This is a genomic window from Mesorhizobium sp. M0830, from assembly GCF_040319965.1.
GTDB lineage: Bacteria > Pseudomonadota > Alphaproteobacteria > Rhizobiales > Rhizobiaceae > Mesorhizobium.
Window position 1 is genome coordinate 13329 of record NZ_JAMYOR010000037.1, and the last position, 23570, is coordinate 36898.

Annotated in this window: 26 protein-coding genes; 9 read left to right on the forward strand and 17 right to left on the reverse strand. The window is 61.8% G+C overall.

Translation table 11 applies throughout. The features are described 5' to 3' along the window. Window positions 1-127 precede the first annotated feature (127 nt). Window positions 128-1126 carry a transporter gene (locus NKI20_RS20950; RefSeq protein ID WP_352833785.1) on the forward strand — a complete coding sequence of 333 codons (999 nt, stop codon included), beginning with the start codon at window positions 128-130 and terminating at the stop codon, window positions 1124-1126. A 12-nt stretch (window positions 1127-1138) separates the two neighbouring features. On the opposite strand, the gene NKI20_RS20955 is transcribed toward NKI20_RS20950, so the two are convergent. From NKI20_RS20955 to cysS, 10 genes are all read right to left on the reverse strand, one after another. Next, entirely contained in the window at window positions 1139-1825 is a 687-nt protein-coding gene (locus tag NKI20_RS20955) for a glutathione S-transferase family protein (RefSeq protein ID WP_352833788.1), read from the reverse strand. Between the two features lie 9 nt (window positions 1826-1834). Further along, the gene (rarD, locus tag NKI20_RS20960) at window positions 1835-2752 is read right to left on the reverse strand and encodes an EamA family transporter RarD (protein WP_352833791.1); all 918 of its coding nucleotides are present in this window, start codon (window positions 2750-2752) and stop codon (window positions 1835-1837) included. A gap of 130 nt (window positions 2753-2882) precedes the next feature. Next, complete coding sequence (locus NKI20_RS20965) at window positions 2883-3422, reverse strand: hypothetical protein (RefSeq protein ID WP_352833794.1); 540 nt, start codon at window positions 3420-3422, stop codon at window positions 2883-2885. A 4-nt stretch (window positions 3423-3426) separates the two neighbouring features. Next, entirely contained in the window at window positions 3427-5043 is a 1617-nt protein-coding gene (cimA, locus tag NKI20_RS20970; protein WP_352833797.1) for a citramalate synthase, read from the reverse strand. Window positions 5044-5240: 197 nt separating this feature from the next. Beyond that, on the reverse strand, window positions 5241-6200 hold the full coding sequence (gene pip / locus NKI20_RS20975; RefSeq protein ID WP_352833802.1) for a prolyl aminopeptidase: 960 nt from the start codon (window positions 6198-6200) through the stop codon (window positions 5241-5243). Beyond that, complete coding sequence (locus NKI20_RS20980) at window positions 6197-6673, reverse strand: GFA family protein (protein WP_031261007.1); 477 nt, start codon at window positions 6671-6673, stop codon at window positions 6197-6199. The genes pip and NKI20_RS20980 overlap by 4 nt, the downstream gene beginning before the upstream one ends. Beyond that, window positions 6670-7161, reverse strand: coding sequence for a GFA family protein (locus NKI20_RS20985; protein WP_023762059.1), 492 nt, complete (start codon window positions 7159-7161; stop codon window positions 6670-6672). The genes NKI20_RS20980 and NKI20_RS20985 overlap by 4 nt, the downstream gene beginning before the upstream one ends. A gap of 6 nt (window positions 7162-7167) precedes the next feature. Continuing rightward, the gene (locus tag NKI20_RS20990) at window positions 7168-7554 is read right to left on the reverse strand and encodes a VOC family protein (RefSeq protein ID WP_352833807.1); all 387 of its coding nucleotides are present in this window, start codon (window positions 7552-7554) and stop codon (window positions 7168-7170) included. Beyond that, window positions 7551-7958, reverse strand: coding sequence for an endonuclease domain-containing protein (locus tag NKI20_RS20995; RefSeq protein WP_352833810.1), 408 nt, complete (start codon window positions 7956-7958; stop codon window positions 7551-7553). The genes NKI20_RS20990 and NKI20_RS20995 overlap by 4 nt, the downstream gene beginning before the upstream one ends. A 298-nt stretch (window positions 7959-8256) precedes the next feature. Then, the gene (gene cysS, locus NKI20_RS21000) at window positions 8257-9690 is read right to left on the reverse strand and encodes a cysteine--tRNA ligase (RefSeq protein ID WP_352833813.1); all 1434 of its coding nucleotides are present in this window, start codon (window positions 9688-9690) and stop codon (window positions 8257-8259) included. Between the two features lie 386 nt (window positions 9691-10076). Here cysS and NKI20_RS21005 point away from each other — a divergent pair, with 386 nt between their 5' ends. After that, window positions 10077-10232, forward strand: coding sequence for a hypothetical protein (locus NKI20_RS21005; protein WP_023762063.1), 156 nt, complete (start codon window positions 10077-10079; stop codon window positions 10230-10232). Between the two features lie 70 nt (window positions 10233-10302). On the opposite strand, the gene NKI20_RS21010 is transcribed toward NKI20_RS21005, so the two are convergent. After that, window positions 10303-11064 (reverse strand): SOS response-associated peptidase, encoded by a 762-nt coding sequence (locus NKI20_RS21010; RefSeq protein WP_352833817.1) that lies wholly within the window; start codon window positions 11062-11064, stop codon window positions 10303-10305. 125 nt (window positions 11065-11189) lie between these two features. Here NKI20_RS21010 and NKI20_RS21015 point away from each other — a divergent pair, with 125 nt between their 5' ends. From NKI20_RS21015 to NKI20_RS21030, 4 genes are all read left to right on the forward strand, one after another. Next, the gene (locus NKI20_RS21015) at window positions 11190-11624 is read left to right on the forward strand and encodes an NUDIX hydrolase (protein ID WP_023762065.1); all 435 of its coding nucleotides are present in this window, start codon (window positions 11190-11192) and stop codon (window positions 11622-11624) included. A 93-nt stretch (window positions 11625-11717) separates the two neighbouring features. Continuing rightward, complete coding sequence (locus NKI20_RS21020) at window positions 11718-12095, forward strand: TIGR02301 family protein (RefSeq protein WP_031261008.1); 378 nt, start codon at window positions 11718-11720, stop codon at window positions 12093-12095. A gap of 458 nt (window positions 12096-12553) precedes the next feature. Continuing rightward, window positions 12554-12811 carry a hypothetical protein gene (locus NKI20_RS21025; RefSeq protein ID WP_008874920.1) on the forward strand — a complete coding sequence of 86 codons (258 nt, stop codon included), beginning with the start codon at window positions 12554-12556 and terminating at the stop codon, window positions 12809-12811. Window positions 12812-12881: 70 nt separating this feature from the next. Further along, the gene (locus NKI20_RS21030) at window positions 12882-13670 is read left to right on the forward strand and encodes a hypothetical protein (protein ID WP_352833821.1); all 789 of its coding nucleotides are present in this window, start codon (window positions 12882-12884) and stop codon (window positions 13668-13670) included. Window positions 13671-13728: 58 nt separating this feature from the next. On the opposite strand, the gene NKI20_RS21035 is transcribed toward NKI20_RS21030, so the two are convergent. Together NKI20_RS21035 and NKI20_RS21040 are read right to left on the reverse strand one after the other, a co-directional pair. Beyond that, window positions 13729-13956, reverse strand: coding sequence for a hypothetical protein (locus tag NKI20_RS21035; RefSeq protein ID WP_352833824.1), 228 nt, complete (start codon window positions 13954-13956; stop codon window positions 13729-13731). 50 nt (window positions 13957-14006) lie between these two features. Then, window positions 14007-15338: a dihydroorotase gene (locus tag NKI20_RS21040; RefSeq protein WP_352833827.1), complete on the reverse strand. Its 1332-nt coding sequence runs from the start codon at window positions 15336-15338 to the stop codon at window positions 14007-14009. Window positions 15339-15412: 74 nt separating this feature from the next. Between NKI20_RS21040 and ygfZ the strand changes: the two genes are divergently transcribed. From ygfZ to NKI20_RS21055, 3 genes are all read left to right on the forward strand, one after another. Beyond that, the gene (ygfZ, locus tag NKI20_RS21045) at window positions 15413-16273 is read left to right on the forward strand and encodes a CAF17-like 4Fe-4S cluster assembly/insertion protein YgfZ (protein ID WP_352833830.1); all 861 of its coding nucleotides are present in this window, start codon (window positions 15413-15415) and stop codon (window positions 16271-16273) included. Continuing rightward, on the forward strand, window positions 16273-16908 hold the full coding sequence (locus tag NKI20_RS21050) for an HD domain-containing protein (RefSeq protein WP_352599196.1): 636 nt from the start codon (window positions 16273-16275) through the stop codon (window positions 16906-16908). The genes ygfZ and NKI20_RS21050 overlap by 1 nt, the downstream gene beginning before the upstream one ends. 61 nt (window positions 16909-16969) lie before the next feature. Continuing rightward, window positions 16970-19108 (forward strand): putative bifunctional diguanylate cyclase/phosphodiesterase, encoded by a 2139-nt coding sequence (locus NKI20_RS21055; RefSeq protein WP_352833834.1) that lies wholly within the window; start codon window positions 16970-16972, stop codon window positions 19106-19108. Between the two features lie 263 nt (window positions 19109-19371). On the opposite strand, the gene NKI20_RS21060 is transcribed toward NKI20_RS21055, so the two are convergent. The 4 genes from NKI20_RS21060 to NKI20_RS21075 form a co-directional block, all read right to left on the reverse strand. Beyond that, the gene (locus tag NKI20_RS21060; protein WP_352599200.1) at window positions 19372-20835 is read right to left on the reverse strand and encodes a RimK family ATP-grasp domain-containing protein; all 1464 of its coding nucleotides are present in this window, start codon (window positions 20833-20835) and stop codon (window positions 19372-19374) included. Between the two features lie 5 nt (window positions 20836-20840). Beyond that, window positions 20841-21938 carry a peptidase C39 family protein gene (locus NKI20_RS21065; RefSeq protein ID WP_352833838.1) on the reverse strand — a complete coding sequence of 366 codons (1098 nt, stop codon included), beginning with the start codon at window positions 21936-21938 and terminating at the stop codon, window positions 20841-20843. Between the two features lie 204 nt (window positions 21939-22142). Next, window positions 22143-22934: an anti-sigma factor family protein gene (locus NKI20_RS21070; RefSeq protein WP_352833841.1), complete on the reverse strand. Its 792-nt coding sequence runs from the start codon at window positions 22932-22934 to the stop codon at window positions 22143-22145. After that, complete coding sequence (locus NKI20_RS21075) at window positions 22931-23449, reverse strand: RNA polymerase sigma factor (RefSeq protein WP_023762077.1); 519 nt, start codon at window positions 23447-23449, stop codon at window positions 22931-22933. Before NKI20_RS21075 ends, NKI20_RS21070 begins: the two co-directional genes overlap by 4 nt. Window positions 23450-23570 lie beyond the last annotated feature (121 nt).

A 23570-nucleotide genomic window follows, 5' to 3' on the forward strand; every position in this document is an offset into this window, starting at 1 on the left:
CGATCGACAGGCTGTGATCGGCTGTCAAGAAACCGTCACACGAAACCGGGTTCGCACGTGCTAGCAATTGGGATCAGGCGACCGCCACGCGGCGCCATGCTCGAAACCTCAATCTGGCGCCTCGCCCATGGATATCGCTCTCGCCCCGGAAGGCACTGACCTGTCGCCTTACCTGCCTGATGGGCACGGGTTGTTCTTCATCTATCACTTCACCGCAGAGGGCGTGCGAACCAGGGACGCCGCGGCCGCGCACTGGACATGGCGCAGCTACCAGATCACTGACCTGCACGCACGCCAGGAGATCGGCGCCGAAAGGGCTTTGCCGGGGCCGGTGCGCGACGCCTTCCTTGCTCCGAGCCATGGCTGCCACATCGACTTCGAGGATGGCTGGCTCTATGGCGATCTGCCGGATCTCAGGCACGACTTTTCGGAGGCGCGCGGACTCGTCCATTTCCGCTTCGCCTTCAACGACACGATGCTGATCGGCGCTCGCAAGCAGCCGCTGGAATCGGTCGACGCCGTCCGCAAGGCGGTGGAAAATGGATCGCGGAAATTCCGCTCGCCGGCGGAACTGATCGAGGCGGTCACGGGCCAGTCGCTCGACGGCATGTCGGCCGAGCTCCGCAAGCTGGGCGACACGCTCGACGGCATCGAGGACCGTGTCGTGCGCGATGCATGGCACAATGAACGACAAGCGCTGGTCGAGGCGCGCCGACAATTGGTGGTGATCCATCGGCAGATGGCGACGATCACCAATCTGTTCCGGCATCTCGATCATTCGCATCGCAACGAGCTGCCTGACCCGATCAACGACATGGCGGTCAGGCTCTCGCAACGGGCGCATACGCTCTATCATGACGGCGAGCAGCTGCAGGCGCGCACAAGGCTGTTGCAGGACGAGCTGATGGCCAAGCTGACCATGCAGTCGAACCAGCTCCTCTATGCTCTCTCTGTCATGACAGCGGTGCTGTTGCCGATGACCATCATCTCGGGCCTGTTCGGCATGAATGTCGGCGGCCTGCCGCTGGTCAACACGCCGATGGGGTTTTGGGTGGTGTCGGCGGTATCGCTCGTTATCGCCGCGGCTACCTATCTGTTCGTCCGACGGCTCGGCCGGGGAATGTAACGTCAGTACCTTTCACGCCGAGGCGCGAAAATCCTCGAGGACGGTGCCGGCGGCAGCGACTTCCGCTTCATGGTCGGGCTCGCGCCAGGTCTCGGCAAGGCCCGCCGCATACCATTCGCGCATCGCCGGCAAGGCAAGCAACTGCGCCGGATAGGTGGCGGCCGCTCCTTCGAAAACGAGCCCGTACGACTGTGCCCGAAACGCCACTGGGGCAAAGAAGGCGTCGACGGCGGTGAAATGAGCGCCGGCGAGAAACGGTCCGCCGAAACGGGCAAGGCCATCGTTCCAGAGATCGCCGAGGCGAAAGAGATCCTGCTTCAGCGCATCGGACATCGGAAACGGCTTCACGCGCAGGCCGCAACTCATTGGGCATGAACCGCGCAGTGCGGTGAAGCTCGAATGCATCTCGGCGGCGGCCGAGCGTGCCCATGCGCGTGCCTTTGCCTCGACGGGCCAAACGCCATGGTGGCGCTCTGCCAGATATTCGGCGATGGCGAGCGAGTCCCAGACCGCCCAACCGTCGTCGATCAGGCACGGCACACGGCCGCTGGGCGAGAACGACCGGTAGAGCTCCCAGCTCGATCCGGTCGGGAACGGCGTCAGCCGCTCCTCCAATGGGATATCCAGCTCTCGCATCAGCACCCAGGGCCGCAGCGACCATGAGGAATAGTTCTTGTTGGCGATGTGCAACAGGTACATCGAAACTCCTTACCGGGCAGAAGCCTTGCGCGCTGTCGTCAGCATCGACCAGGAATAGACCGCCAGTGCCGCCCAGATCAGCGCGAACGCGACCGCCTGAGTGGTGCCGAAAGGCTCGTTGAAGATCAGCACGGCGATCAGGAACACCATGGTCGGCGCGATATATTGCATGATGCCGATGGTGGAGAGGCGCAGCAGCTTGGCGCCGAAGGCGAACAACAGCAGCGGTACCGACGTGACCGGACCGCAGCCGATCAGCAACGCCGTGTCGGCACCGCTGCTGGATACGATGTGGTCCTGTCCGGTCGCGATCAGATAGATGATGTAGCCAAGCGCCGGCACCGACAGCAAAAGCACTTCGAGCAGAAACCCCTGGCTGGGGCCGATCGGCAGCGTCTTGCGAAAGAAGCCGTAGGCGGCGAAGGAAAACGCCAAGGCCAGCGACACCCAGGGCAGCTTGCCGCCTTCGATGGTCAGTACCGCGACGGCGACCGCCGCCAGTACCACTGCTGCGATCTGAAGCCGGTCAAGCCGCTCGCCAAGCAAAAGGGCTCCGACGACGACGCTGACCAGCGGATTGATGTAATAGCCGAGCGCGGTTTCGACCGTGCGGTCGACGGCGATCGCCCAGACGTACACGCCCCAGTTGACCGAGATCAGCGCCGCCGTCAGCGCGGCCATGGCGATAGTGCGCGGCGAACGCAGTGCCGCCTTGAAATCCGCCGTGCGGCCGGCCCAGACCAGAACGGCGGCGGCGATCGGCACTGACCAGACGATGCGGTGGGCAATGACTTCGGCGAGCGGCAGATGCGCCACGGCCTTCATGTAGAAGGGCAGCATTCCCCATAGCAAATAAGCGCCCAGTGCGAGCAGGAAGCCGCGACGGGCCTTGGAATCAGCGTCCAGGATAATTGCTTCAGTGGCCATGGGCCAACGCTATGGCCCAGCCACTTTGCCAAGACCATCGCAAAGTTCTGATGGATCAATGGACTTTCGCTGATGGTTCAACCGCCATTGTCCTGAATGCATTGCAAGCTTATTCGTCCGCAATACGATTCTAGGGCTGAGCCGTCTTCTCAATTAGCTCGAAGAAAGTGCGGTCGGGAGCACCTTCATCGTGCCGGAAGCCCGTCAGCTCGGCCGCAAGATCAAGAGGAAGGTCAAAAACAAAATCGACTTCGGTACCTTTGATGTCTTCTTCGTCCTGCTTTGAAAAACATCGCCGTTTTAACGCTTCAAATGATGATGGAAGATCGCCCGTGGTATGCAGATCCCTGACATTCTTGTCGGCGCCATGCCATACTTTCCAGATATTCTTGCCGTCGCGCCAGAGTTCGACACGTGCGAACATCATATGCTCTTCTATATGTGCGATTATGACTTCGCGGCCTTGCGAAATCGCGGCCAGATACTGGGAGGGCGGGTTTGGGAAACTGCAGGGCTGGAGAATGATGATCGCCCAGTGCTTTTCGCTGGCATAGACGCTTATTGGCGCATCGAAATCTTCGGATGGATCACCGAGTTGACGCCCGAACAAAGCGGCGGCTTCCTTTGCGCCGTAATCGCGAAAGCCTAGCCAGCTGATCGAAAAACCCATCGCCTCACTCCGCCGCCACAAGGCCGGCCATCTCGCGGTTCTTCATCAGTTTGTAGACAATGGAATCCATCAGCGCCTGGAACGAGGCGTCGATGATGTTTTCGGAAACACCGACCGTCCACCAGCGCGCGCCGGTGCCGTCATGCGATTCGATCAGGACGCGGGTGATCGCCTCGGTGCCGCCATTGAGGATACGCACCTTGAAGTCGGCAAGCTCCATATCGGCGATCTCGCCCTGGAATTTGCCGAGATCCTTACGCAGTGCGATGTCGAGTGCGTTGACCGGGCCATGCCCCTCGGCCACCGACATCTTCTCCTCGCCGTCGACCAGCACTTTGACGATCGCTTCGGACACCGTCTTCAACTGACCGTTGGCGTCAAAGCGGCGCTCGACCATGCAGCGGAACGAGGTGACCTTGAAGAACTCCGGCAGGCCGTGCAGCATCTTGCGCGCCAGGAGTTCGAAGCTGGCGTCGGCACCCTCATAGGCGTAACCCTCGGCCTCGCGCTCCTTGACCACTGATATCAGCGCATCGAGCCGGTGGTCGTCCTTCGGTACGTCGATGCCGCGCCGCTTCAGTTCGGCTAGGAAATTGGCCTTGCCGCCCTGGTCCGAAACCATGACGCGTCTGCGGTTGCCGACCGTTTCCGGCGGCACATGCTCATAGGTCGCCGGCTCCTTGGCCAGCGCCGAGGCATGGATGCCGGCCTTGGTGGCGAAGGCGGAGGCGCCGACATAGGGCGCCTGCGCTTCCGGAGCGCGATTCAAGAGCTCGTCGAAAGCCCGCGACAGACGCGAAATGCCAGTCAGCGCCTCAGCCGAAATGCCCGTCTCGAAACGATCGGCGAAGGCCGGCTTCAGCGCCAGCGTCGGCACGATCGAGATCAGGTTGGCGTTGCCGCAGCGCTCGCCGATGCCGTTGAGCGTGCCCTGGATCTGGCGCACGCCGGCCTCGACCGCGGCCAGCGAATTGGCCACTGCCTGACCGGTGTCGTCATGGGCATGGATGCCGAGATGATCGCCTGACATACCGGACGAAATAACCTTCTCGACGATGGCGCGGACTTCCGACGGCTGCGTGCCGCCATTGGTGTCGCACAGCACCACCCAGCGCGCGCCTGCATCATAGGCGGTCCTGGCACACGCCAGCGCATAGCCGGGATTGGCCTTGAAGCCGTCGAAGAAATGCTCGCAGTCGACCAGCGCCTCCTTGCCGGCGGCGATCGCCGCTTCGACAGAGGCCTTGATGGCGTCGAGGTTTTCTTCATTGGTGCAGCCGAGCGCGACACGGACGTGGTAGTCCCAGCTCTTGGCGACGAAGCAGATGGCGTCCGACTTAGATTGCACCAGTGAGGCAAGGCCGGGATCGTTGGACGCTGATACCCCTGCCCGCTTGGTCATGCCGAAGGCGACGAATTTGGCACGTGTCGTCCGCTTCTCCTGGAAGAAGGCCGTGTCGGTCGGGTTGGCGCCGGGATAGCCACCCTCGACATAGTCGAGGCCGAAGGCGTCAAGCAGCTTGGCGATGGCGATCTTGTCCTCGACGGAAAAGTCGATGCCCGGCGTCTGCTGGCCATCGCGCAGTGTGGTGTCGAAGAGGAACAGTCTTTCCTTTTTCATGACAGCAAGGTGCTTGGGCACCCCCCTCTGGCCTGCCGGCCATCTCCCCCGCAAGGGGGGAGATCGGCAGCTTTGACGACAGCGCTGGTCCTGCAACGTCGGCGATTGGCGAAAGCGAAGGCGACATCCAATCTCCCCCCTTGCGGGGGAGATGGCCGGCAGGCCAGAGGGGGGTGTGAAGGATCGCCGTACATCGACTATATCTTCCCCGCAAAACCATCCGTGGCCCGAATCAGTCGGTCAAGGATACCCGGCTCCGAATAGGCGTGGCCGGCACCCTCGATCAGGTGGAAATCCGCCTTCGGCCAGGCCTTGTGCAGCGCCCAGGCATAGCGCGCGGGGCACGGCATGTCGTAGCGACCGTGGACGATGGTACCGGGAATCTCGCTCAGCTTGTGCGCGTCGCGCAGCAGCTGCCCTTCCTCGAGCCAGCCGGCATGGACGAAATAGTGGTTCTCTATACGGGCGAAGGCGACGGCATAGTCCTCCTGCCCAAACGGTCCGCTGGTCTCCGGCTCCGGCAACAGCGTGATGGTTTCGCCTTCCCACAGGCTCCACGCGCGCGCTGCCTCGATCTGGGCCTTGTGGTCACTGCCGACCAGCCGCTTGCGATAGGCGGCCATCATGTCGCCACGCTCGGCCTCGGGGATCGGCGACAGGAACCGCTCCCATTTGTCCGGGAACATTTCAGAGACGCCGAACTGATAGTACCATTCGAGTTCGGCGCGCGTCAGCGTGTAGATGCCGCGCACCACCAGTTCGCTGACCCGTTCAGGGTGCGTTTCGGCATAGGCCAACGCCAGGGTCGAGCCCCAGGAGCCGCCGAACACCAGCCATTGGTCGAACCCGGCCATTTCGCGCAGCCGTTCGATATCGGCAACCAGATGCCATGTCGTATTGGCTTCGAGCGAGGCATTGGGCGTCGATTTTCCGCAGCCGCGTTGGTCGAACAGGATGACGTCGTAAAGGCTCGGGTCAAACAGTCGCCGGTGTTTTGGCGAGATGGTGCCGCCCGGCCCACCATGCAGAAATACCGCCGGCTTGGCGCCCTTGGTGCCGGAACGCTCCCAGTAGACCCGATGGCCGTCACCGACATCGAGCATGCCGGAATCGAACGCCTCGATTTCGGGGTAGAGGGTACGCAATTGACAGCTCATAGTTGCAAACCTTTGATCGGCCAGTCCGCTGTTTCATGGTCGGGGTGCTGGAAGGAGATGATCTGCTCCTGCCTCGCGTAGTAGTCGGGGTCTTGGTGAACGGGCTGGTCGAAGATCGTCTCCACCCAGGGCAGCCGCGCTGCGTAATTGACCTGGATCTGCGGTGCCAGGTCCGAACGATCGTCGAAGGCGCCGATGGCGATCTCCAGTCCACCAGGCTGCCGATAGGTAAGCGGCGTCCCGCAGCGGGCGCAGAAGCCACGATCGATGTTGACCGACGACTGGAAGTAACTCGGCTCTTCATGGGTCCATTCGACGCCATCCCTGGGCACCGTCACCAGCGCACCGAAGAACGAGCCGAACTGCTTCTGGCACATGCGGCAATGGCAGATCGAGGGACGGCCGAGCGCTCCATGAATGCGGAAACGCACGGCGCCGCACTGGCAACCGCCGGTTCTTACCTGATCGGTCATGACTTCTCCTTTGGCGGCCATTGTTCGGTGTCGTGGTCTGGGTGCTGATAGGAGACGAGATCGGCCAGATAGGGGGCCGCCGACATATCGGCCATTGTCTCCTCGCCCGGCAGTTCCGGGATCGTATCGACATAGGGCAGCTTTGCCTCCGTGCCCCACTGGATCAACGGCACGATCTCCGCCGGATTGTCGAACGCACCGATCGCCAGCCCGACACCATCCGGCGCGGTGAAGGTCAGCGGCGTGCCGCAATTGGCACAAAAACCACGATCGACATGGTTGGATGAGCGAAAATATTTCGGCTCACCGCGCGTCCAGTCGAGCTTCGCCCCGCGCACTGAAACAAGCGGCGCGTAGAACGAGCCAAACGCCTTCTGGCACATGCGGCAATGGCAGATCGAAGCGTCTCCCAACGCGCCTTCGACGCGAAAGCGCACCGCGCCGCACTGGCAGCCGCCGGTATAGATCGGCCGATTGTCGAGGCTCATCGCCGCTCACTCCGTGGCATGGCAGACGGCCTCGACGTTGTTGCCGTCGGGATCGAGGACAAAGGCGGCGTAGTAGTCCAGGTGATAGTGTGGTCTCAGGCCCGGCCCGCCATTGTCCTTGCCGCCGGCGGCAAGTGCCGCGGCATGGAAGGCTTCGACCTCGGCGCGGCTGCGCGCGGTGAAAGCGACGTGCTGGCGGTCCCTCGGCTTGTCCTTGCCGGTACTCAGCCAGAACACCGGCCGGTCACGGCCATAGCCACCGACCTTGGCGCCGCCGGTATATTCCAGCGGCACCATGTAGAGGAGCGCGGCACCCAGCGGCGCCATCGCCTTGTCGTAGAAAGCCTTCGAAGCGTCGAAATCGGCAACGGTGATACCAAGATGGTCGATCATGGAACGGACTCCCTTGCTGGTTCGCATGCCGGCACTTCGGCGCCGGCCAGGCCGGCCTCGATCACGACGTGCTGGCAGGCATTGTCGATATCGCGAATGACGTCGTCGTTCCAGAAGCGCAGTATGGTCCAGCCGCTACTCTTCAAATATGCGCTGCGCTCTGAATCGCGCTCTACGTGCTCAGCGTCTCCGTGCTGGCTACCATCAACCTCAATGATCAGCTTTTTGTCCGAGCAGGCAAAATCGACGATATAAGGGCCGATTGGCACCTGCCGGCGGAAGCTTAAGCCCATTAGCCGATGCGCGCGAAGCTCGTTCCAGAGCTTCAGCTCGGCGTCGGTCATCACACGACGCATGGATTTTGCGTTCTTGCGCTGGCGTGATGGGACGAGGTCGTGACCCATCAGGCACCTTCGTACGAGAAGGCTGCTAAACGTTGCAGAACAGGTCTACTCGGCGGAGCTGCCAATCTCCCCCCTTGCGGGGGAGATGCCCGGCAGGGCAGAGGGGGGTGCTGTCCCGCCGGCCTATCCGCTGAAGACCGCTGCCTTCTCGGGAAATGGTTGAAACGTGGGAGTGCAAACGGAAACGCTGGCGTTCCTTCACACCCCCCTCTGTCCTGCCGGACATCTCCCCCGCAAGGGGGGAGATCGGCTGTCGCCAGCGTCTCCGCCAACCTTGCAAAAGAGTTTCGCGCCAACCTCACCGTTTCACCTCCCAGGTTGTCACACGCTCCCCAGTGGCCGGGTCCTTGCCGTCCTTCAACTGTATACCTTGTGCCAGCAGTTCATCGCGGATGCGGTCGGCCTCGGCCCAGTTCTTCGCGGCGATGAATGCGAGACGCTTGGCGATGGCTTTAGCGATGTAGTCTTCATCGACCTTCGCCGAGGCGACATCGAAGCCGAGGAACAGCAGCGACGCCTTCAGCGACGCAGCGGCATTGTTGCCGTCCGCTGCCTCGCCGGCCAATTGGGTCAAAACCTGGAAGGCGGCATAGGTGGCGAGATCGTCGGACAAGGCATCGATGACCTCCACCGGCAACTGCCCCGCCGCCGGCGCCAGATCCGCCGCCCGCTTCCATTTGCGCAGCGTGTTCTCAGCCTCTTCCAGCTTGCGCACGGAAAAGTCGATCGGCTCGCGGTAGTGCGTCATCAGCATCGCCAGCCGCAGCACCTCGCCCGGCCATTTGCGGCCACCGAAGGTCTCGGTCTCCAGCAATTCATTGATCGAATAGAAATTGCCGAGGCTCTTCGACATCTTCTGGCCTTCGACCTGCAGGAAGCCATTGTGCATCCAGATGTTGGCCATCACATCGGTGCCGTGGGCGCAGCGCGACTGGGCGATTTCGTTCTCATGGTGCGGAAAGATCAGGTCGAGGCCGCCGCCATGAATATCGAAGACCTCGCCAAGATAGGCGGCCGACATTGCCGAGCATTCGATGTGCCAACCCGGCCGGCCTCGGCCCCATGGCGAATTCCAGCCCGGTTCCTCCGGCGACGACAGCTTCCAGAGGACAAAATCACCGGGATTTTTCTTGTGCGCGTCGACGGCGACGCGAGCGCCGGCCTGCTGCTCGTCGAGATTGCGTTTCGACAGCTGGCCGTAGTCAGGCATCGACGCCGTGTCGAACAGGACTTCGCCTGCCGCAGCATAGGCATGGCCGCGTTCGATCAGGCTTTGAATCAGGGTAATCATGTCCACCTTGCCGTCAGCTCGGGGCTCGACGAATTCGGTGGCGCGCGGCTCGACCGTCGGCTCCAGGCAGCCGAGAACAGCCACATCCTTGTGGAACTGATCGGCGGTCTTTTCGGTGACCCGCCGGATCGCTTCATTGAGCGAAAGCTTGCCTGAGGCGATCTCGCCGCCAAAATCCCGCAAGGCGCGCGCGTTGATCTTGTCGTCGACGTCGGTGATGTTGCGCACATAGGTGACATGCGCCTGCCCATAGACATGGCGCAGCAAGCGGAACAGCACGTCGAAGACGATCACCGGCCTGGCATTGCCGATATGGGCAAAGTCATAGACGGTTGGGCCGCAGACATACATGCGCACATTGCGCGCATCGATCGGGATGAAATCCTCCTTCGACCGCGTCAGCGTGTTGTAGAGGCGCAGGCCCTTCGATGCGTCAGACATTCGTGCCTTCCCGGTCTGTTGTGTTCAGGACCCGCCTAGCGCCGAGGCGCAAGACCGGATTCCAGCCTACTGGCCGGGGCGTTTGTCCAATCTGGGAAAGATGAGGCGAAAACGTCCGGACCAGCGCGAGGCTAGCCAATAATGCAAATGCCACAAATGGCGAAAGACGTTTTCATGGCCGGCTTTATCGCCTTGGCCAGTGTTGCCGTCAAGTCGCTAGTTTCGGCAAAAACGTCGCTGGATCACAGGTAATGATGCACAGAAACATTTTATTAAACATGTCGGCACAGTCATGAAACATTCGTCGACTAGATCAGCAGGCGTCACGATTTGGTCAGAATCGGCCATCAAACGCGGACACGAAAATGTTATCTGGGAAGAGAGACATGCCTCGCAGCAAACAAGAATCCAACCGCGCCAAGCAACCGGCGCTGGCTAACCACTATCGCGCAGTCGGTCCTGCCGCGATCGTCGCCGCCCTTCTGCACACCGCGAAGAAGAACAAGCCGGCACAGAAGATCGTGTCGCCCCGCGCCGCCTGAAGCGGTTTGCGACCGGCCGCATAGCCGGGCATGATGGCGCCGATATGCGCCTCTCAACAACGGCCTCAGGCTAAAACAGCGTCATCTGACTGTCGTCCGCGCCGGGCTTCCGGCGCTTGACCCTCTCGGGCTCCGGCCCGATCTCGCCCCGCTCCTGAATTTCCGGTCCGGTGTTCGTCACCTTGTTGACGAGGTCGGAGACGGGAATCGCCTCGAAGAAATCGAGTTGTGTCGGCCGCAACAGGTCGGCCACATCGCGCGGCTTGAGCGTGCGGCAATCCAGCCAGCGGGCGAAATCCCTGGGATCGATCACCACCGGCATGCGATCATGGATATGCGCGATATCGGCATTGGCGTTGACTGTCAGGATGGCGCCGGTGTCCATTTCCGAACCGCCCGGCTCGGCATAGGTCTCGATCAATCCGGCAAAGGCGACCAACCCGCCATGCTTGGGTCTGATCCAGTAGGGTTGCCCCTTCCTGCCACCGGTTTGCCGCCATTCGTAGAAGCCGGAGGCCGGTACCAAAGCACGGCGATGGCGCATCGCCGTTTTGAACGAGGCCTTTTCGGCAGCGCCCTCAGAACGCGCGTTGAACAGCAGTGGAAACTCGCTTGTGTCCTTCACCCAGGTCGGGATCAGCCCCCAGCGCACCAGCATCGGCTGGCGGTCCGGCAGATTCGAGCCCGGCGCCCGCGGAGGGCCGGCGATCACCATCAGGACCGGCTGTGTCGGCGCGATGTTGTAGCGTGGCGGGAACTCCTCCAGTTCGGCCAAGCCCAGCACGGCGGCGGTCTGATACGGCGTCGCGGTCAAGGCAAAACGTCCGCACATTGTCTGTTGCTGCCCTCGAATGGTCTCGTTCAAAAGTGGCGATAGAACCGGCGTTGCGCAACCGCTAAAGCTCGCCCATGCTGGGCGGTCCACAACAGACCTACCTCCACGCCTGATCGGGATCCATGAACGAAGCGCGTAAGATACTGCCTGCAGTCTCGGTCGCCATCGTGCGTGCGGATACCGTGCTTCTGGTCAAGCGAGCCCGGCAACCCTCGCGAGGACTCTATGCCTTTCCGGGGGGCAAGGTCGAACCCGGCGAAACGCTGGAGCAGGCTGCCGCCCGCGAACTGCTGGAAGAGACCGGCTTGCGGGCCACCGATTACCACCCGCTTCGGGAAATCCATATCGACGGCAGGGACGACAGCCACCCCGTCGATTATCTCCTCACGGTCTTCGGCGCAGCCTATGCCGGCGGTGAGGCGGTGGCCAGCGACGACGCCGAGACGGCTGCGTTCTATACGCTCAGCGAGATGGCGACACTGCCGCTTGCCGGCTCGGTGTTCGCGGTTGCCGAAGACTTGTTGAATCCCGGCGGACACGGCAGGCCCCAGTCCTGAAAATCGCCTTGCAGGCGACAAATTGTTTCGTCACAAAGACTTATGCTGTCTGGCAAAGCCAGAACGGCTTATGCCGTTCGGCAGAGAAGATTCATGAACCGTTCATCCATGCTCCTCGCCATATGCCTGTCCGTCAGCGCAGCCGTTTCGATACGGCCCGCACTTAGCGCCGAGTCGCCGTTCGAGCCGGGGCTGATGCGATTGGCGGAGGTTTTGGGGTCGCTGCATTTCCTGCGCAATTTATGCGGCGAGAAGGGCGACCAGTGGCGTGTCGAGATGGAGAAGCTGCTCGATTCGGAAAATCCGGATGCCGAGCGGCGCGCCCGTTTCATCGCCAGCTTCAATCGCGGCTATCGCTCCTTCGGCGGCACTTATACGCAGTGCACACCCTCGGCGACCGAAGCCATCAGCCGCTATATGAAGGAAGGCGAGACGCTGTCACGCGATATCGCCTCGCGTTACGGCAACTAGGCATGTCGCCCAAAGTGCGCAGCGGCTTTGGATAAGACGGCATAAATTAGAAAGCCTAGAGCGCGTTGCCTGACTCCAACGAAAAGCGACGTGCTTTGGGCGTTTCAACTCCTCATCAACAATTATCCGGGCCATTGCCGGTGACAGCCGACATGTCCGGCTTGTGCCAAGCGATATCTTGGTGCAATCCTCATGTGGCGCTTCTGCAACAGTATTAACAAAACCTTATCGCGAGAATGCGGAATTAACTCAAACTGAAGGTTTTCGCCCCGCGTGCCGCGCTAATCGGCTAAGTTTGACTCGGGTCGAACGCAGCCTCGCGCAAGGCAACCGGTCTTTGTAACATACGATCAAAAAAATGTCGTATTTACAAATACTTAATTGCCTCGCGTGTGAAATGAACAGATCAGGCCTGATCCACATCGATGGATCGCTGCTTGAAAGGTGGACATTCGCTTATGGAACATGGTGTCAACGACATCGACGCGCTGGTCCGGGAAGAAAAACGCCTGACCGCCGTGGAAAGCCACAGCGAGGCCTGGGCGGAAGGTCTCTCCGCCGGCATAGAGCCCGAGATCATTGCCGAAGCAGCGCTCGAAACCGCCTTCGGTGAGATGTTGCGTGCCAATGGCGAGACCTCGGCCCTTGCCCTGCTCGACCGTATGCGTGAAAAGGTGATTGCTGGCGCCTTCGAACCTGAACGGCTGCGGCACTGAACCGACGTCCGGCTCTTTGACGACGGAACGCCGCTCGGGCGTCATGCCCGGAAGCAGGGAGAAACGGGCAGTGAGTTTTTCGATGTCAGGCGAGCCGCGTGGCTTGGTCCTTTACATCTGCTTCGCCGCTTGCTGTGCCGCGATTCCCATGGTTGTATGTCTCGCAAGCAGCCCCGCTTATGCGCTGAGCGAGATCAAGCGCGAAGAGCTACCTCCAACAGTCACGCAGCCGGCGGACGACGACATGTCGCCCCCGGGAAGCACCGTGCCGATGCCCAACCCGGTCGGAACGCCGCCTCCGGCCGGCCAGCCGGCTGCTCCGGGCGAATCCGAGCCCGACAGCCCGGCAGATGGCGGCGTGACCAGGCCGCGCGTCGATCCGGACACGCCCCTGCCGGAGGTTGTCTACGATCTCGGCAAGCTGCCGGAACCGGTCCGGCGCATGCATGATCTGATCGTCGAGGCCTGCAAGGGCGGCGACATCGAAAAACTGCGGCCCTTGATCGGTACGGGCGGCAGCATGACGCAGATATCGCTGACCGACATAGACGGCGACGCCATCGCCTTCCTTAAAGGCCTCTCGGGTGATCCGGATGGCCAGGAGATCCTTGCCATCCTCGAAGAGGTGCTCAATGCCGGTTATGTTCACCTCGATGCCGGCAAGCCGGAAGAACTCTATGTGTGGCCGTATTTCTTTGCCATGCCGTTGGACAAGCTGGATGCCAAGCAGCGGGTCGAACTGTTCAAGATCGTCACCGCTGGCGATTTCGACGACATGAAGCAGTTCGGCGCTTACATTTTCTACCGTGTCGGCATTACGCCCACCGGACAATGGACCTTCTTCGTCGCCGGGGATTGAGTTCCGCCAGCTATCGACGCGGTCCCTCGTCGATTCCGGCATCCGGCCGAAAGGAACTTCAGACAGTGGTCAAAAGGATGCCGTGACCAAACTTATCTGCCAGAGTCTGGATAAGCAGCTTTTCACGCGTCGAAAGCCGCTTTTGATCGACAAAACGCCAATTTCGCTCGAATAGCGCAAATGCCTCCCCGGCTGGAATCGAGCGCACAGGGTCGCGATTCCAAGCAAGTGCACCAAGCTCTGGAAACTCGGCAGGGACAATCATGGGCGCGATATCTGCGTTCATAGCCCTCTTAACTTAATGGATCGCCGGTTAAAATCCGACGCTTGAACCAGCTATCCAACCAATGCCTCGGAAAACTCCACCGCTTTGCCCTGGCTTGGCGTGGCGATCTCGCCTTCCCACATGACGCGGCGGCCGCGAATGACGGTGCCGAGCGGCCAACCGGTCACTTCTCTCCCGTCATAAGGCGTCCAGCCGGCTTTCGAGCCGGCCTGCGCGTTGGTGATGGTTTCGCGCCGCTTCATATCGACGATGGTGAAGTCGGCGTCGTAGCCGGCGGCGATGCGGCCTTTTCTAGCCATGCCGAAGATACGCTGCGGGCCGTGGCTGGACAGGTCGACAAAGCGTTGCAGCGTGAATCGGCCGGCATTGACGTGGTCGAGCATGATCGGCACCAGCGTCTGCACGCCGGTCATCCCCGAGGGTGAAGTCGGATAGGGCTTTGCCTTCTCGGCCAGCGTGTGCGGCGCGTGGTCGGAGCCGAGCACGTCGACGATGCCTTGCGCGATGCCGTGCCAGACGCCATCGCGATGGCGCGCGGCACGCACCGGCGGGTTCATCTGGATCAGCGTGCCGAGCCGCGCATAATCGTCCGCGCTCAGCGTCAAATGATGCGGCGTCGCCTCACAGGTCGCGACATCCTTGTGCTGTTCGAGGAATAGGATCTCCTCGGCCGTCGAGATGTGCAGGACATGGATGCGGGCGCGAACATTGCGCGCGATGCGTACAAGCCGTTCGGTGCAGCGCAAGGCGGCGATCTCATCTCGCCAGACCGGGTGCGATGACGGATCGCCATCGATGCGTTCGTTCAGACGCTCGCGCAGCCGGAACTCGTCCTCGGAATGAAAGGCTGCGCGACGGCGCGTGTTTCGGAGGATCGATGCCACGCCCTCGTCGTCCTCGACCAGCAGATCGCCGGTGGACGAGCCCATGAAAACCTTGATCCCGGCCGAGCCCGGCAGCCGCTCGAGCTCGCCGACATCTTTCGCATTCTCGCGGGTGCCACCGACCCAGAATGCGAAATCGCAGTGCATGCGACCGCTGCCGCGCCGAACCTTGTCGGCAAGCGCTGCCTCGCTGGTGGTCAAAGGATTGGTGTTGGGCATCTCGAACACGGCGGTAACGCCGCCAAGCACCGCCGCGCGCGAACCCGTTTCCAGATCTTCCTTGTGCTCCAGTCCAGGTTCACGAAAATGCACCTGGCTGTCGATGACACCCGGCAGGATATGCAGGCCGCGGCAGTCGATCGTCTCGCCGGCCGAAGCTTGGCGGAGATCGCCGATGGTGGCGATGCGCCCGTCCTTCACGCCGATATCGCGGACCCCTTCGCCATCATGGTTGACCACTGTGCCGCCTGTCAGGATGAGGTCGTAGATCATGGCCATGCTCTCTTGCGGGGGGAGTGCCAGCGGCTTACGTAAAGGCCGACCATTTTGCAAGATCAGGCTGCTTTCCGCCCATGCCCTTTGCCCAGCTCAAAGACCGCGCCCTCATTTCCGTCTCGGGTCCCGACGCCAAGCATTTTTTGCAGAACATCCTGACCACCGATCTCGACATATTGGCACCTGGCGAGGCGAAGCCCGGCGCGCTGCTGACGCCGCAAGGCAAGATCCTGTTCGATTTCCTCATCTCGCGCGCCGGCAAGAATGCATTCCGGCTCGAATGCCGTGCCGATATCTCGGACGATTTCATGCGCCGGCTGACGCTCTACAGACTGCGCGCCAAGGTCGAGATTGCCAAATCCGATCAGGCGCTTGTCACCGTCGCATGGGGACCGGAATCAACCCCCTCACAATCCGATTCAACGGCGGTGACAGACACGCGCTTTCCGAGCGGCGCCGTCGCGCGCTCCTATAGCAAAACCGATGATCGAAGCGACCTCGCCGCATGGCACGCCTTCCGTATCGCCGGCGGTGTTGCCGAAAGCGGCAGCGACTACCAACTTGGAGACGCTTTCCCCCATGACGTGCTGTTGGACGAAACCGGCGGTGTCGGTTTCAGAAAGGGCTGCTATGTCGGCCAGGAGGTCGTCTCGCGCATGCAGCATCGCGGCACGGCCCGGCGGCGCGTACTGATTGCATCGGCCGACAGGTCCCTACCCGCATCAGGCACCGAGCTAACCGTCGCGGGACGGCCGGTTGGCACGCTCGGCTCGACTGTCGGCACGACAGGTCTGGCCATTGCCCGCATCGACCGGATCAAGGCGGCGATCGACGCCGGTCAGCCGATCATGGCCGGGGACGCCACCGTTTCACTTGCCATCCCGACTTGGGCAAAATTCGCCTTCCCGCAGGAAGCCGTCAGCGCGGAGGAGGCCTGATGGCGGCCGACCGTGTCGGCGCGCCGGCACGCGCCTGGCAGCGTATGCTATCGGGCCGCCGACTCGACCTGCTCGACCCCTCGCCGCTCGATATCGAGATTTCGGACATTGCGCATGGGCTCGCCCGCGTTGCCCGCTGGAACGGCCAGACCAGCGGCGAACATGCCTTTTCGGTTGCCCAGCACTCGCTGCTGGTCGAGGCGCTGTTCTGCGATCTGGTGCCTGAGGCTTCGCCCGATGCGCGGCTGGCCGCGCTGCTGCACGACGCCCCCGAATATGTCATCGGCGACATGATCTCACCGTTCAAATCGGTGATGGGCGGAAGCTACAAGGACTGTGAGTTGCGGTTGCAGCGCGCCATCCATCTGCGCTTCTCGCTGCCGCCGGAACCAGCTGCCGCGCTGCGCAAGGAGATCAAGCGCGCCGACCAGATCGCCGCCTATTTCGAGGCGACGCTGCTTGCCGGGTTTTCGACCGCCGAGGCGACCGAATTCTTCGGCCGTCCGCGCGGCTTCAATGCCGACCGCTTCGACCTCACGCCGCGATCGGTGACCTGGGCGCAGAATGCGTTCCTGAAGCGGTTTTCCGCCATCGAGAGGTCGCGGCATCAGGCTTCGGCGTCCGCGGTCGGCTAAAACGCTAAATTAACCGGCGGAGACCACAGTAGCTCGTTCGATGACGATCCGCAGGCGCCTCATGCCCGTCGCTGATGCCAAGGGTGGTTCGGCCGTCCCGGATCGGGAGCCCGAAGGCATGGATCGCTCGCGCCATATGGAAGACGAACTGCGCGAACGGAACGAACGTTTTTCGGCCGCGGTCGAAAACATGTCGCATGGCCTTTGCATGTTCGACGCCGACGAGCGGATGATCATCTGCAACGGCAATTATATCAACATCTTCTGTCTCGACCCCAAGGTGATACGGCCCGGCATCCCGTTCCTCGACATTCTGCGCCATAGCGTCGACATAGGCATCGCCTCGGAAAGCGCCGAACAGCTCTACGCCATCCGCAAGCCCTATATCGACCAGGCGAAACCCTCGACCTATGAGGAGACGTTGTCGGATGGTCGCATCATCAACATCTCGCATCGCCCGCTGGCTCTGGGCGGCTGGGTCTCGATCTACGAGGACATCACCGAACACCGGCGCGCCGAACAAGAGCTCAAGGAGCAGCACCGCCGCTTCGACGCCGCGCTCGCCAACATGTCGCAGGGCCTGCTGATGTATGACGCCGATGGCAAGATGATCGTGCGCAACGGGCGCTTTCTGGAACTCTACAACGTCACCGCGGCGGACTTCCCGCTCGGGACGACGCACCGCGACGCACTCGAACGATTGCTGGAACTTGGCATCTATACGAAGATCGACGTCGATAGCGAAGTCGCCAAAACCGAAGCCTGCCTGGTGGCAGGGAAAATGCATTCGGCGTATCGGCATCTTACCGACGGCAGGACGATTCTGGTCACACGCCAGCCGATGAGCGGCGGCTGGGTGGCGACCTTCGACGACGTCACCGAACGCCGCCGCACCGAAGAGCGCATGACACATCTTGCGCATCACGACACGCTGACCGGGTTGCCCAACCGCCAGATGTTTCGCGAACGCCTCGATCTTGCGTTGGAAGACCCGGCGGCTACGCCGCTAGCAATCTTCTCGCTCGATCTGGATCGCTTCAAGGCCATCAACGACAGCTGGGGGCACCCGGCCGGCGACTGGCTGCTGAAGACCGTGGCCGACAGGCTGCAGCGTTGCCTGCGCAGTGAAACGGATGTCGTCGCCCGTTTCGGCGGCGACGAATTCGTCATTATCCAGTTCAATTTCAAGGGTATCGCCGATGCTGAGAAACTGGCGAAGCGGATCGTCGAAACGATCGCAAAACCCTTCCGCGACAAGAGCCGCGATATGCATGTCGGCATCAGCATGGGCATCGCTGTGTTTCCCGACGATGGCAGCGACGCCGATACGCTGCTGAAAAACGCCGATACGGCGCTCTACCGGGCGAAGAGCGAAGGGCGCAATCTGTACCGTTTTTTCGAGCCCGGAATGGACGCCATGGTGCGGGCACGACGCGCACTCGAGACCGACCTCGAGGCAGCGCTGCCTCGACAGGAGTTCGATCTCGATTTCCAGCCCATCATGAACATCGCCTCCGGTGAGATCGTCGGTGCCGAAGCCTTGATGCGCTGGCATTCGCCAGAGCGGGGCACGGTGGCGCCCGACAAGTTCATTCCGGTCGCCGAAGAAATCGGACTGATCGTGCCGCTTGGCGAGTGGGCGCTGAGAAAGGCTTGCAGCGCTGCGGCAGGCTGGCCAGCCGGCCTGCGCATCGCGGTCAATGTCTCGGCCGTGCAGCTCAAAAGCGGCGACTTTGCCCGTAGCGTCGTCTCGGCTCTCGCCTTTTCCGGCGTGCCCGCCGACCGGCTGGAACTGGAAATCACCGAAACCGTGCTGATGGATGAGAGTGAAGCCGTGCTGAGGACATTGCGGCAGTTGCGCGGGCTCGGCATTCGCATCGCGCTCGACGATTTCGGCACCGGCTATTCCTCGCTCGGTTATCTCAGGCGTTTTCCCGTCGACAAGATCAAGATCGACCGTTCGTTCATCCACGATCTGGGCAATCGCGACACTGCGGCGATCGTTCGCACCGTCATTGGGCTGGGTGCCGAGCTTGGCATCACCGTCACCGCCGAGGGTGTCGAGACCGAGGCGCAGCTCGACATGCTGAGAGGCAATGGCTGTAACGAGGCGCAGGGCTATCTGATCGGCGTGCCGTCAAAGGCGGCCGATATTCAGCGCCTGTTAGAATCCCGTTCGGTGCATAGCCAAACCGGGTGAGCCGGCCTTCATCAGCGTAGCATCTCGAAGTATTTGCCGTGGAAGCTGACAGAGCTCGGCTCGACCACCTTCAAATGCCCTCCAATCAGCGTATGAAACTGCGGCAGTTGATGAGAAGGCGCACCGCGTGATGCTCGGCATGCAACTCTATGCGGTTATGTCAGCCGCGATGTGGTGCACGCGGAGCTCGCCCGGTCCCCATCACGAAAGGTGCGGTAGATCTCCTTGCGATCGCAGCCGGCAAAACCTCGAAGCCCGGTTGACTACCGCCCAGGTCGATCCAGCCGCTCCAGGAACCACTGCGTCAGCCGCACCCAGACTTCGTCCTTTTCGCCGGAGTCCTCCCAGCCATGGTCGAGATTGGGATTGTCGTTCACTTCGATGACGAAGACGCCGTCCTTGGTTTCCTTGAGGTCGACGCCATAGAGCCCGTCACCGATGCAGCGCGCCGCCTTTACCGCCGTCTCGACGACATGCGCCGGCGTTTCCTTCAGCGTGAAGGTCTTGATGCCGCCCTGGTCGGGCTTGCCGTTGGCCTTGTGATTGACGATCTGCCAGTGCTTCTTGGCCATCAGATAATGCACGGCAAACAGCGGCTGGCCGCCGAGCACGCCGACGCGCCAGTCATATTCGGTCGGAATGAACTTCTGCGCGATCAGAAGATCGGAATCCTCCAGCCATTCGGTGGCGAGCGTCTTCAGTTCATCGAAGTTGGCGCACTTCTTGACGCCGCGTGAGAAAGACGAATCCGGGATTTTCAGCACCAGCGGAAAGCCCAGTGTCTGCGCCGCCAGTTCGAGGTCCGAGGTACCGGCGATCATCACCGTCGGTGGCACCGGGACCTTGTTGTAGGCCATCAGCTCGTTGAGATAGACCTTGTTGGTGCAACGGATCATCGACAACGGATCGTCGATGACCGGCATGCCTTCCTGCTGGGCGCGGCGGGCGAAACGATAGGTGTGGTTGGAGATCGAAGTCGTCTCGCGGATGAACAGCGCGTCGTAGTTGGCGAGCTTGGCGAGGTCCCGCTTGGTGATAGGCTCGATTTCGACGCCCATTTTTTCGGCGATCTTGGCCCAATAGCGCAGCGACGATATCTCCGACGGCGGCAATTCCTCATGTGGATCGACCAGCGTGGCGAAGGTGTAGCGCGCCGGCGTGCGGCCCTTGGTGTCGCGCCACTCGCGGTTGGTGTAGGTCTCCAGGCACTGGATGAAGCTTTTTTCCTCGTCCTCGGTCATGCGCGCCAGCGGATGGAAGCCGATCTTGCGGATCGAGGCCCATTCGGCGCTGTCCTTGATGTGGACTTCGAGCGCCGGTGCGCGGAACCAGTCGAACAACAGCTTGGCGAAACGGTCCCAGATTTTCGACGGCCCGATGCCGAAGAAGATGCAGACTTTTTGCGGGAAGGCGCCGCCGAGGTCCTTGCGGCATTTGTTGAGCGCCAGCTCCAGTTCCGGCAGCGCGTGCTCATAAAGCTTGCGCTCCGACAGGTCGATCATCGTCTCGACCGTCGGGATCACCTTATGCCCGCGCGAGCTTGCCAGCAGCGAGGCATAGTAGCCTCGGCTCTGGTAGGCGTAGTTGTTCGAGAGGTTGATGACTTTCGGGCGCTGGCCGCGAAACAACGAAGGATGCGCGAGATAGTCGCGATTGGTGATGATCTTGTGTGGTGTCGCCACCTGGTCGAGATCGCTCTGCCTGCCTGTAAGAATAACCCAGGTCATTGTTATCAGCGCTTTCCCAGAGTGATGGCGGCACGCAGTCCGTCGCGGCCAAACTGCGCCATGTTCATGAAGATGCCGTAAGGCACGGGAATATTGGCGGCATCAAGGATGGTCTCCTGCCTTTCGTCCTCGACCCAAGGATCGTGGATCAGGATATGGTCGCCGTCATCGCCGATCGCCAGCACCCAATGCGGCACCTTCTTTCCGAACATCAGGAAGCCGCTGATCAGCACCAGCACCAGTTTTCCCCCAGCGATCGCGGCCCTGATATCGTCGATGGTGAACGGACGGTAATTCACCGGGATGCCGTAAAGTTCCGCGCGCCGGCGAAAGTCGACCTGGGCCAGTTCCATCACCCGGCGCTTGTCCTCGCTGCGCACCGATTGCAGGAACAGCGCGCCGTAGAAGGAGACGTAGACCTCCGCCGCAAGCCCGCTTTCGTACCCCGAGACAGCAAGGCCGAAAGGCTCACACCCGCCCGGCCCCGACATCATGAAGACGGTCGTCGCCTCGCGCCACAGGCGGATTTCCATGACCGGATCCGGCACGAAGCCGCGATCGAAATTGGCCATGGCCATCATCAGGCAGCACGGGCCGCAAGTGAATTCGCAAGTCTGCTGGTAGAACGGCACCTTGGTGGCGATCGGAACGTCGCCGCGCAAGGTCTTTTCGTAGCGCAGCGCCGTCTCGCCATCCTCGTAGTAGCCTGGTTCGCGGCCGATCTTGCGATAGCCGGCTTGCTCGTAGATGCGGATCGCGCGGCTGTTGTCCTCGCGCACCTCGAGACGCAGCATCATGCGATCGTGTTCGAAGGCGGCCTCTTCGGCGGATCCGAGCAGCATGCGGCCGACACCTAGCCCACCGAAAAACGGACCGGTGGCGATCGAATAGAGGCGCGCCACGCCGCTTCCCTTGCGAAACAGCACGATCGCGTAGCCGGCCAAGCGGCCATCGACTTCGGCGACCAGGGTCTCGGCGGTTTCACGTTCGATAAACAGGCGGAAGGAGCGGCGGGAAATACGGTCGGTCGAGAAAACAGCTTTCTCTATGGCGGCGAGATCATCGACGTCAGACGCGCGGGCCGTGCGGATCTCGGCAGGCATGCGGCTTCAGAGAACCTCGATTGGTGGTGGGAAATGCCCTACTTGAAACGTTCAAGACATCAGTCGAAATACTGACGGCCAGAAAGCGCTATCGCACCTCGAATAGGGCCGAATTGTGACAGATTCGACAGCAGTCGGCGATGTAAAAACGCGTTGAACCAGATCACCAATATAGATCGGTGTTGCCATCAAAAGCGGCGCCTTTCAACTGGCCAGGCCGGCCAGAAGCTGACCATAGGCGCTCTTTGCCACGATGGCCAATTGCTCGCGCGGCAGCGAGCCGACGACGGCGCAGCCATAGCCCTTGTCCAGCCAGTAGACGGCCCGGGGACCGTCCTGCGCCGATGCATAAGTTCCCTTGGCGTTCTCCGCTGATTGTGCCGTCACGAAGAGAGATATGCGCTGGCCCTTGTCGTCCTCGTAGAGCAGCATCGCGGCCTTGCTCTCTCCGGCTGGCAGCAACCGGCCGCCGACCAACTGGAAACCGTTCGCGGTCAGGTCCGGCGCCACCAGCTTCAGTCCTACCCGATTGGACAGCCAGGTCTCCAGATGATCCTTGTCGCTGGCCGGCACTTCGACAGCATGCAGCTTTTCAGCGGCGAAGACGATATGGGCCGCGATTGCCTGCTCGGCCAGCCGATCCTCCGCCGGGTTCTCCTGCCCGATGCCATCGATGCCGGCAAGGTAGCCGCCAAGCCCGCCGGCGACCACAAGCACAGCAGCGGCCGCGGCAAGCCACCAGCGCGAGCGTGGCATCGCGACCTTGACCGGTGCCTCGCCGAGCACGACTTTGCGCAACCGCGCAGGCACGGGTTCGTCCAGCACTCCGGCGAAGGCGGCCTGCAACGCCGTCCGATCGGCGGTGAAGCGGGCGCTCTTGGCCTTCATCTCGGGATTGGCGTCGAGCCAGGCTTCGTAGGCGGCGCGCTCGTCGCTGGGCAACTCGCCATCGAGCGCCATGTGGATGTCACGTTCGGAGAAGTCACGGCGGATCATTTCTCGACGATCCTTATCGCGCGGCGACGCGCCGTGTCGTCCAGCAATCCGCGCAATTCCTCACGCCCGCGCGCGATGCGCGACATCAGCGTGCCGGCGGGCACGGCAAGAATGCTGGCGGCTTCGGCATAGGAGAAGCCTTCGATGGCAACCATGACCAGGGCTGCGCGGCGGTCGGGGCTGATCGCCTGCAACGCGTCGATGATCTCGCGCGAGGCGATGCTCTCCATCTGCTCGGACGGCTGGGCGACTGCCTCAGCGGCCGCTAATGGCAGCATCGCCGCCTCGCCGCGGCGGTTCACCTTGCGCATCTGGTCGATGAACAAATGATGCATGATCGTAAACAGCCACCTACGGGGGCTTTCTCCTGTCTGCCAGTTATCGAGCCGCACAAGCGCCCGCTCGAGGCAATCCTGGACGAGATCGTCGGCAGCGTCGCGGTCGCGCAAAAGCGAGCGTGCGTAGCGGCGCAGGCGCGGTATTTCGCCAAGGATTGCTGCCTTCTTTTCGTCCATGACCGCTGTTTCTGAGGTCACCATTGTTGATAGCGATTGAACGCGCCTTCCGAGCGCGGCGCAAGCGGCCAGCGCGAAGCGGTCCGCCGCCCCGGTCACCCAAGCAATGAGATAACGACAT

Bases quoted from the DNA above. Each gene is read 5' to 3' on its own strand.
- NKI20_RS20950 (WP_352833785.1), top strand. From the start codon at position 128: ATGGATATCGCTCTCGCCCCGGAAGGCACTGACCTGTCGCCTTACCTG.
- NKI20_RS20955 (WP_352833788.1), bottom strand. From the start codon at position 1,825: ATGTACCTGTTGCACATCGCCAACAAGAACTATTCCTCATGGTCGCTG.
- rarD (WP_352833791.1), bottom strand. From the start codon at position 2,752: ATGGCCACTGAAGCAATTATCCTGGACGCTGATTCCAAGGCCCGTCGC.
- NKI20_RS20965 (WP_352833794.1), bottom strand. From the start codon at position 3,422: ATGGGTTTTTCGATCAGCTGGCTAGGCTTTCGCGATTACGGCGCAAAG.
- cimA (WP_352833797.1), bottom strand. From the start codon at position 5,043: ATGAAAAAGGAAAGACTGTTCCTCTTCGACACCACACTGCGCGATGGC.
- pip (WP_352833802.1), bottom strand. From the start codon at position 6,200: ATGAGCTGTCAATTGCGTACCCTCTACCCCGAAATCGAGGCGTTCGAT.
- NKI20_RS20980 (WP_031261007.1), bottom strand. From the start codon at position 6,673: ATGACCGATCAGGTAAGAACCGGCGGTTGCCAGTGCGGCGCCGTGCGT.
- NKI20_RS20985 (WP_023762059.1), bottom strand. From the start codon at position 7,161: ATGAGCCTCGACAATCGGCCGATCTATACCGGCGGCTGCCAGTGCGGC.
- NKI20_RS20990 (WP_352833807.1), bottom strand. From the start codon at position 7,554: ATGATCGACCATCTTGGTATCACCGTTGCCGATTTCGACGCTTCGAAG.
- NKI20_RS20995 (WP_352833810.1), bottom strand. From the start codon at position 7,958: ATGGGTCACGACCTCGTCCCATCACGCCAGCGCAAGAACGCAAAATCC.
- cysS (WP_352833813.1), bottom strand. From the start codon at position 9,690: ATGTCTGACGCATCGAAGGGCCTGCGCCTCTACAACACGCTGACGCGG.
- NKI20_RS21005 (WP_023762063.1), top strand. From the start codon at position 10,077: ATGCCTCGCAGCAAACAAGAATCCAACCGCGCCAAGCAACCGGCGCTG.
- NKI20_RS21010 (WP_352833817.1), bottom strand. From the start codon at position 11,064: ATGTGCGGACGTTTTGCCTTGACCGCGACGCCGTATCAGACCGCCGCC.
- NKI20_RS21015 (WP_023762065.1), top strand. From the start codon at position 11,190: ATGAACGAAGCGCGTAAGATACTGCCTGCAGTCTCGGTCGCCATCGTG.
- NKI20_RS21020 (WP_031261008.1), top strand. From the start codon at position 11,718: ATGAACCGTTCATCCATGCTCCTCGCCATATGCCTGTCCGTCAGCGCA.
- NKI20_RS21025 (WP_008874920.1), top strand. From the start codon at position 12,554: ATGGAACATGGTGTCAACGACATCGACGCGCTGGTCCGGGAAGAAAAA.
- NKI20_RS21035 (WP_352833824.1), bottom strand. From the start codon at position 13,956: ATGAACGCAGATATCGCGCCCATGATTGTCCCTGCCGAGTTTCCAGAG.
- NKI20_RS21040 (WP_352833827.1), bottom strand. From the start codon at position 15,338: ATGGCCATGATCTACGACCTCATCCTGACAGGCGGCACAGTGGTCAAC.
- ygfZ (WP_352833830.1), top strand. From the start codon at position 15,413: ATGCCCTTTGCCCAGCTCAAAGACCGCGCCCTCATTTCCGTCTCGGGT.
- NKI20_RS21050 (WP_352599196.1), top strand. From the start codon at position 16,273: ATGGCGGCCGACCGTGTCGGCGCGCCGGCACGCGCCTGGCAGCGTATG.
- NKI20_RS21055 (WP_352833834.1), top strand. From the start codon at position 16,970: ATGCCCGTCGCTGATGCCAAGGGTGGTTCGGCCGTCCCGGATCGGGAG.
- NKI20_RS21060 (WP_352599200.1), bottom strand. From the start codon at position 20,835: ATGACCTGGGTTATTCTTACAGGCAGGCAGAGCGATCTCGACCAGGTG.
- NKI20_RS21065 (WP_352833838.1), bottom strand. From the start codon at position 21,938: ATGCCTGCCGAGATCCGCACGGCCCGCGCGTCTGACGTCGATGATCTC.
- NKI20_RS21070 (WP_352833841.1), bottom strand. From the start codon at position 22,934: ATGATCCGCCGTGACTTCTCCGAACGTGACATCCACATGGCGCTCGAT.
- NKI20_RS21075 (WP_023762077.1), bottom strand. From the start codon at position 23,449: ATGGACGAAAAGAAGGCAGCAATCCTTGGCGAAATACCGCGCCTGCGC.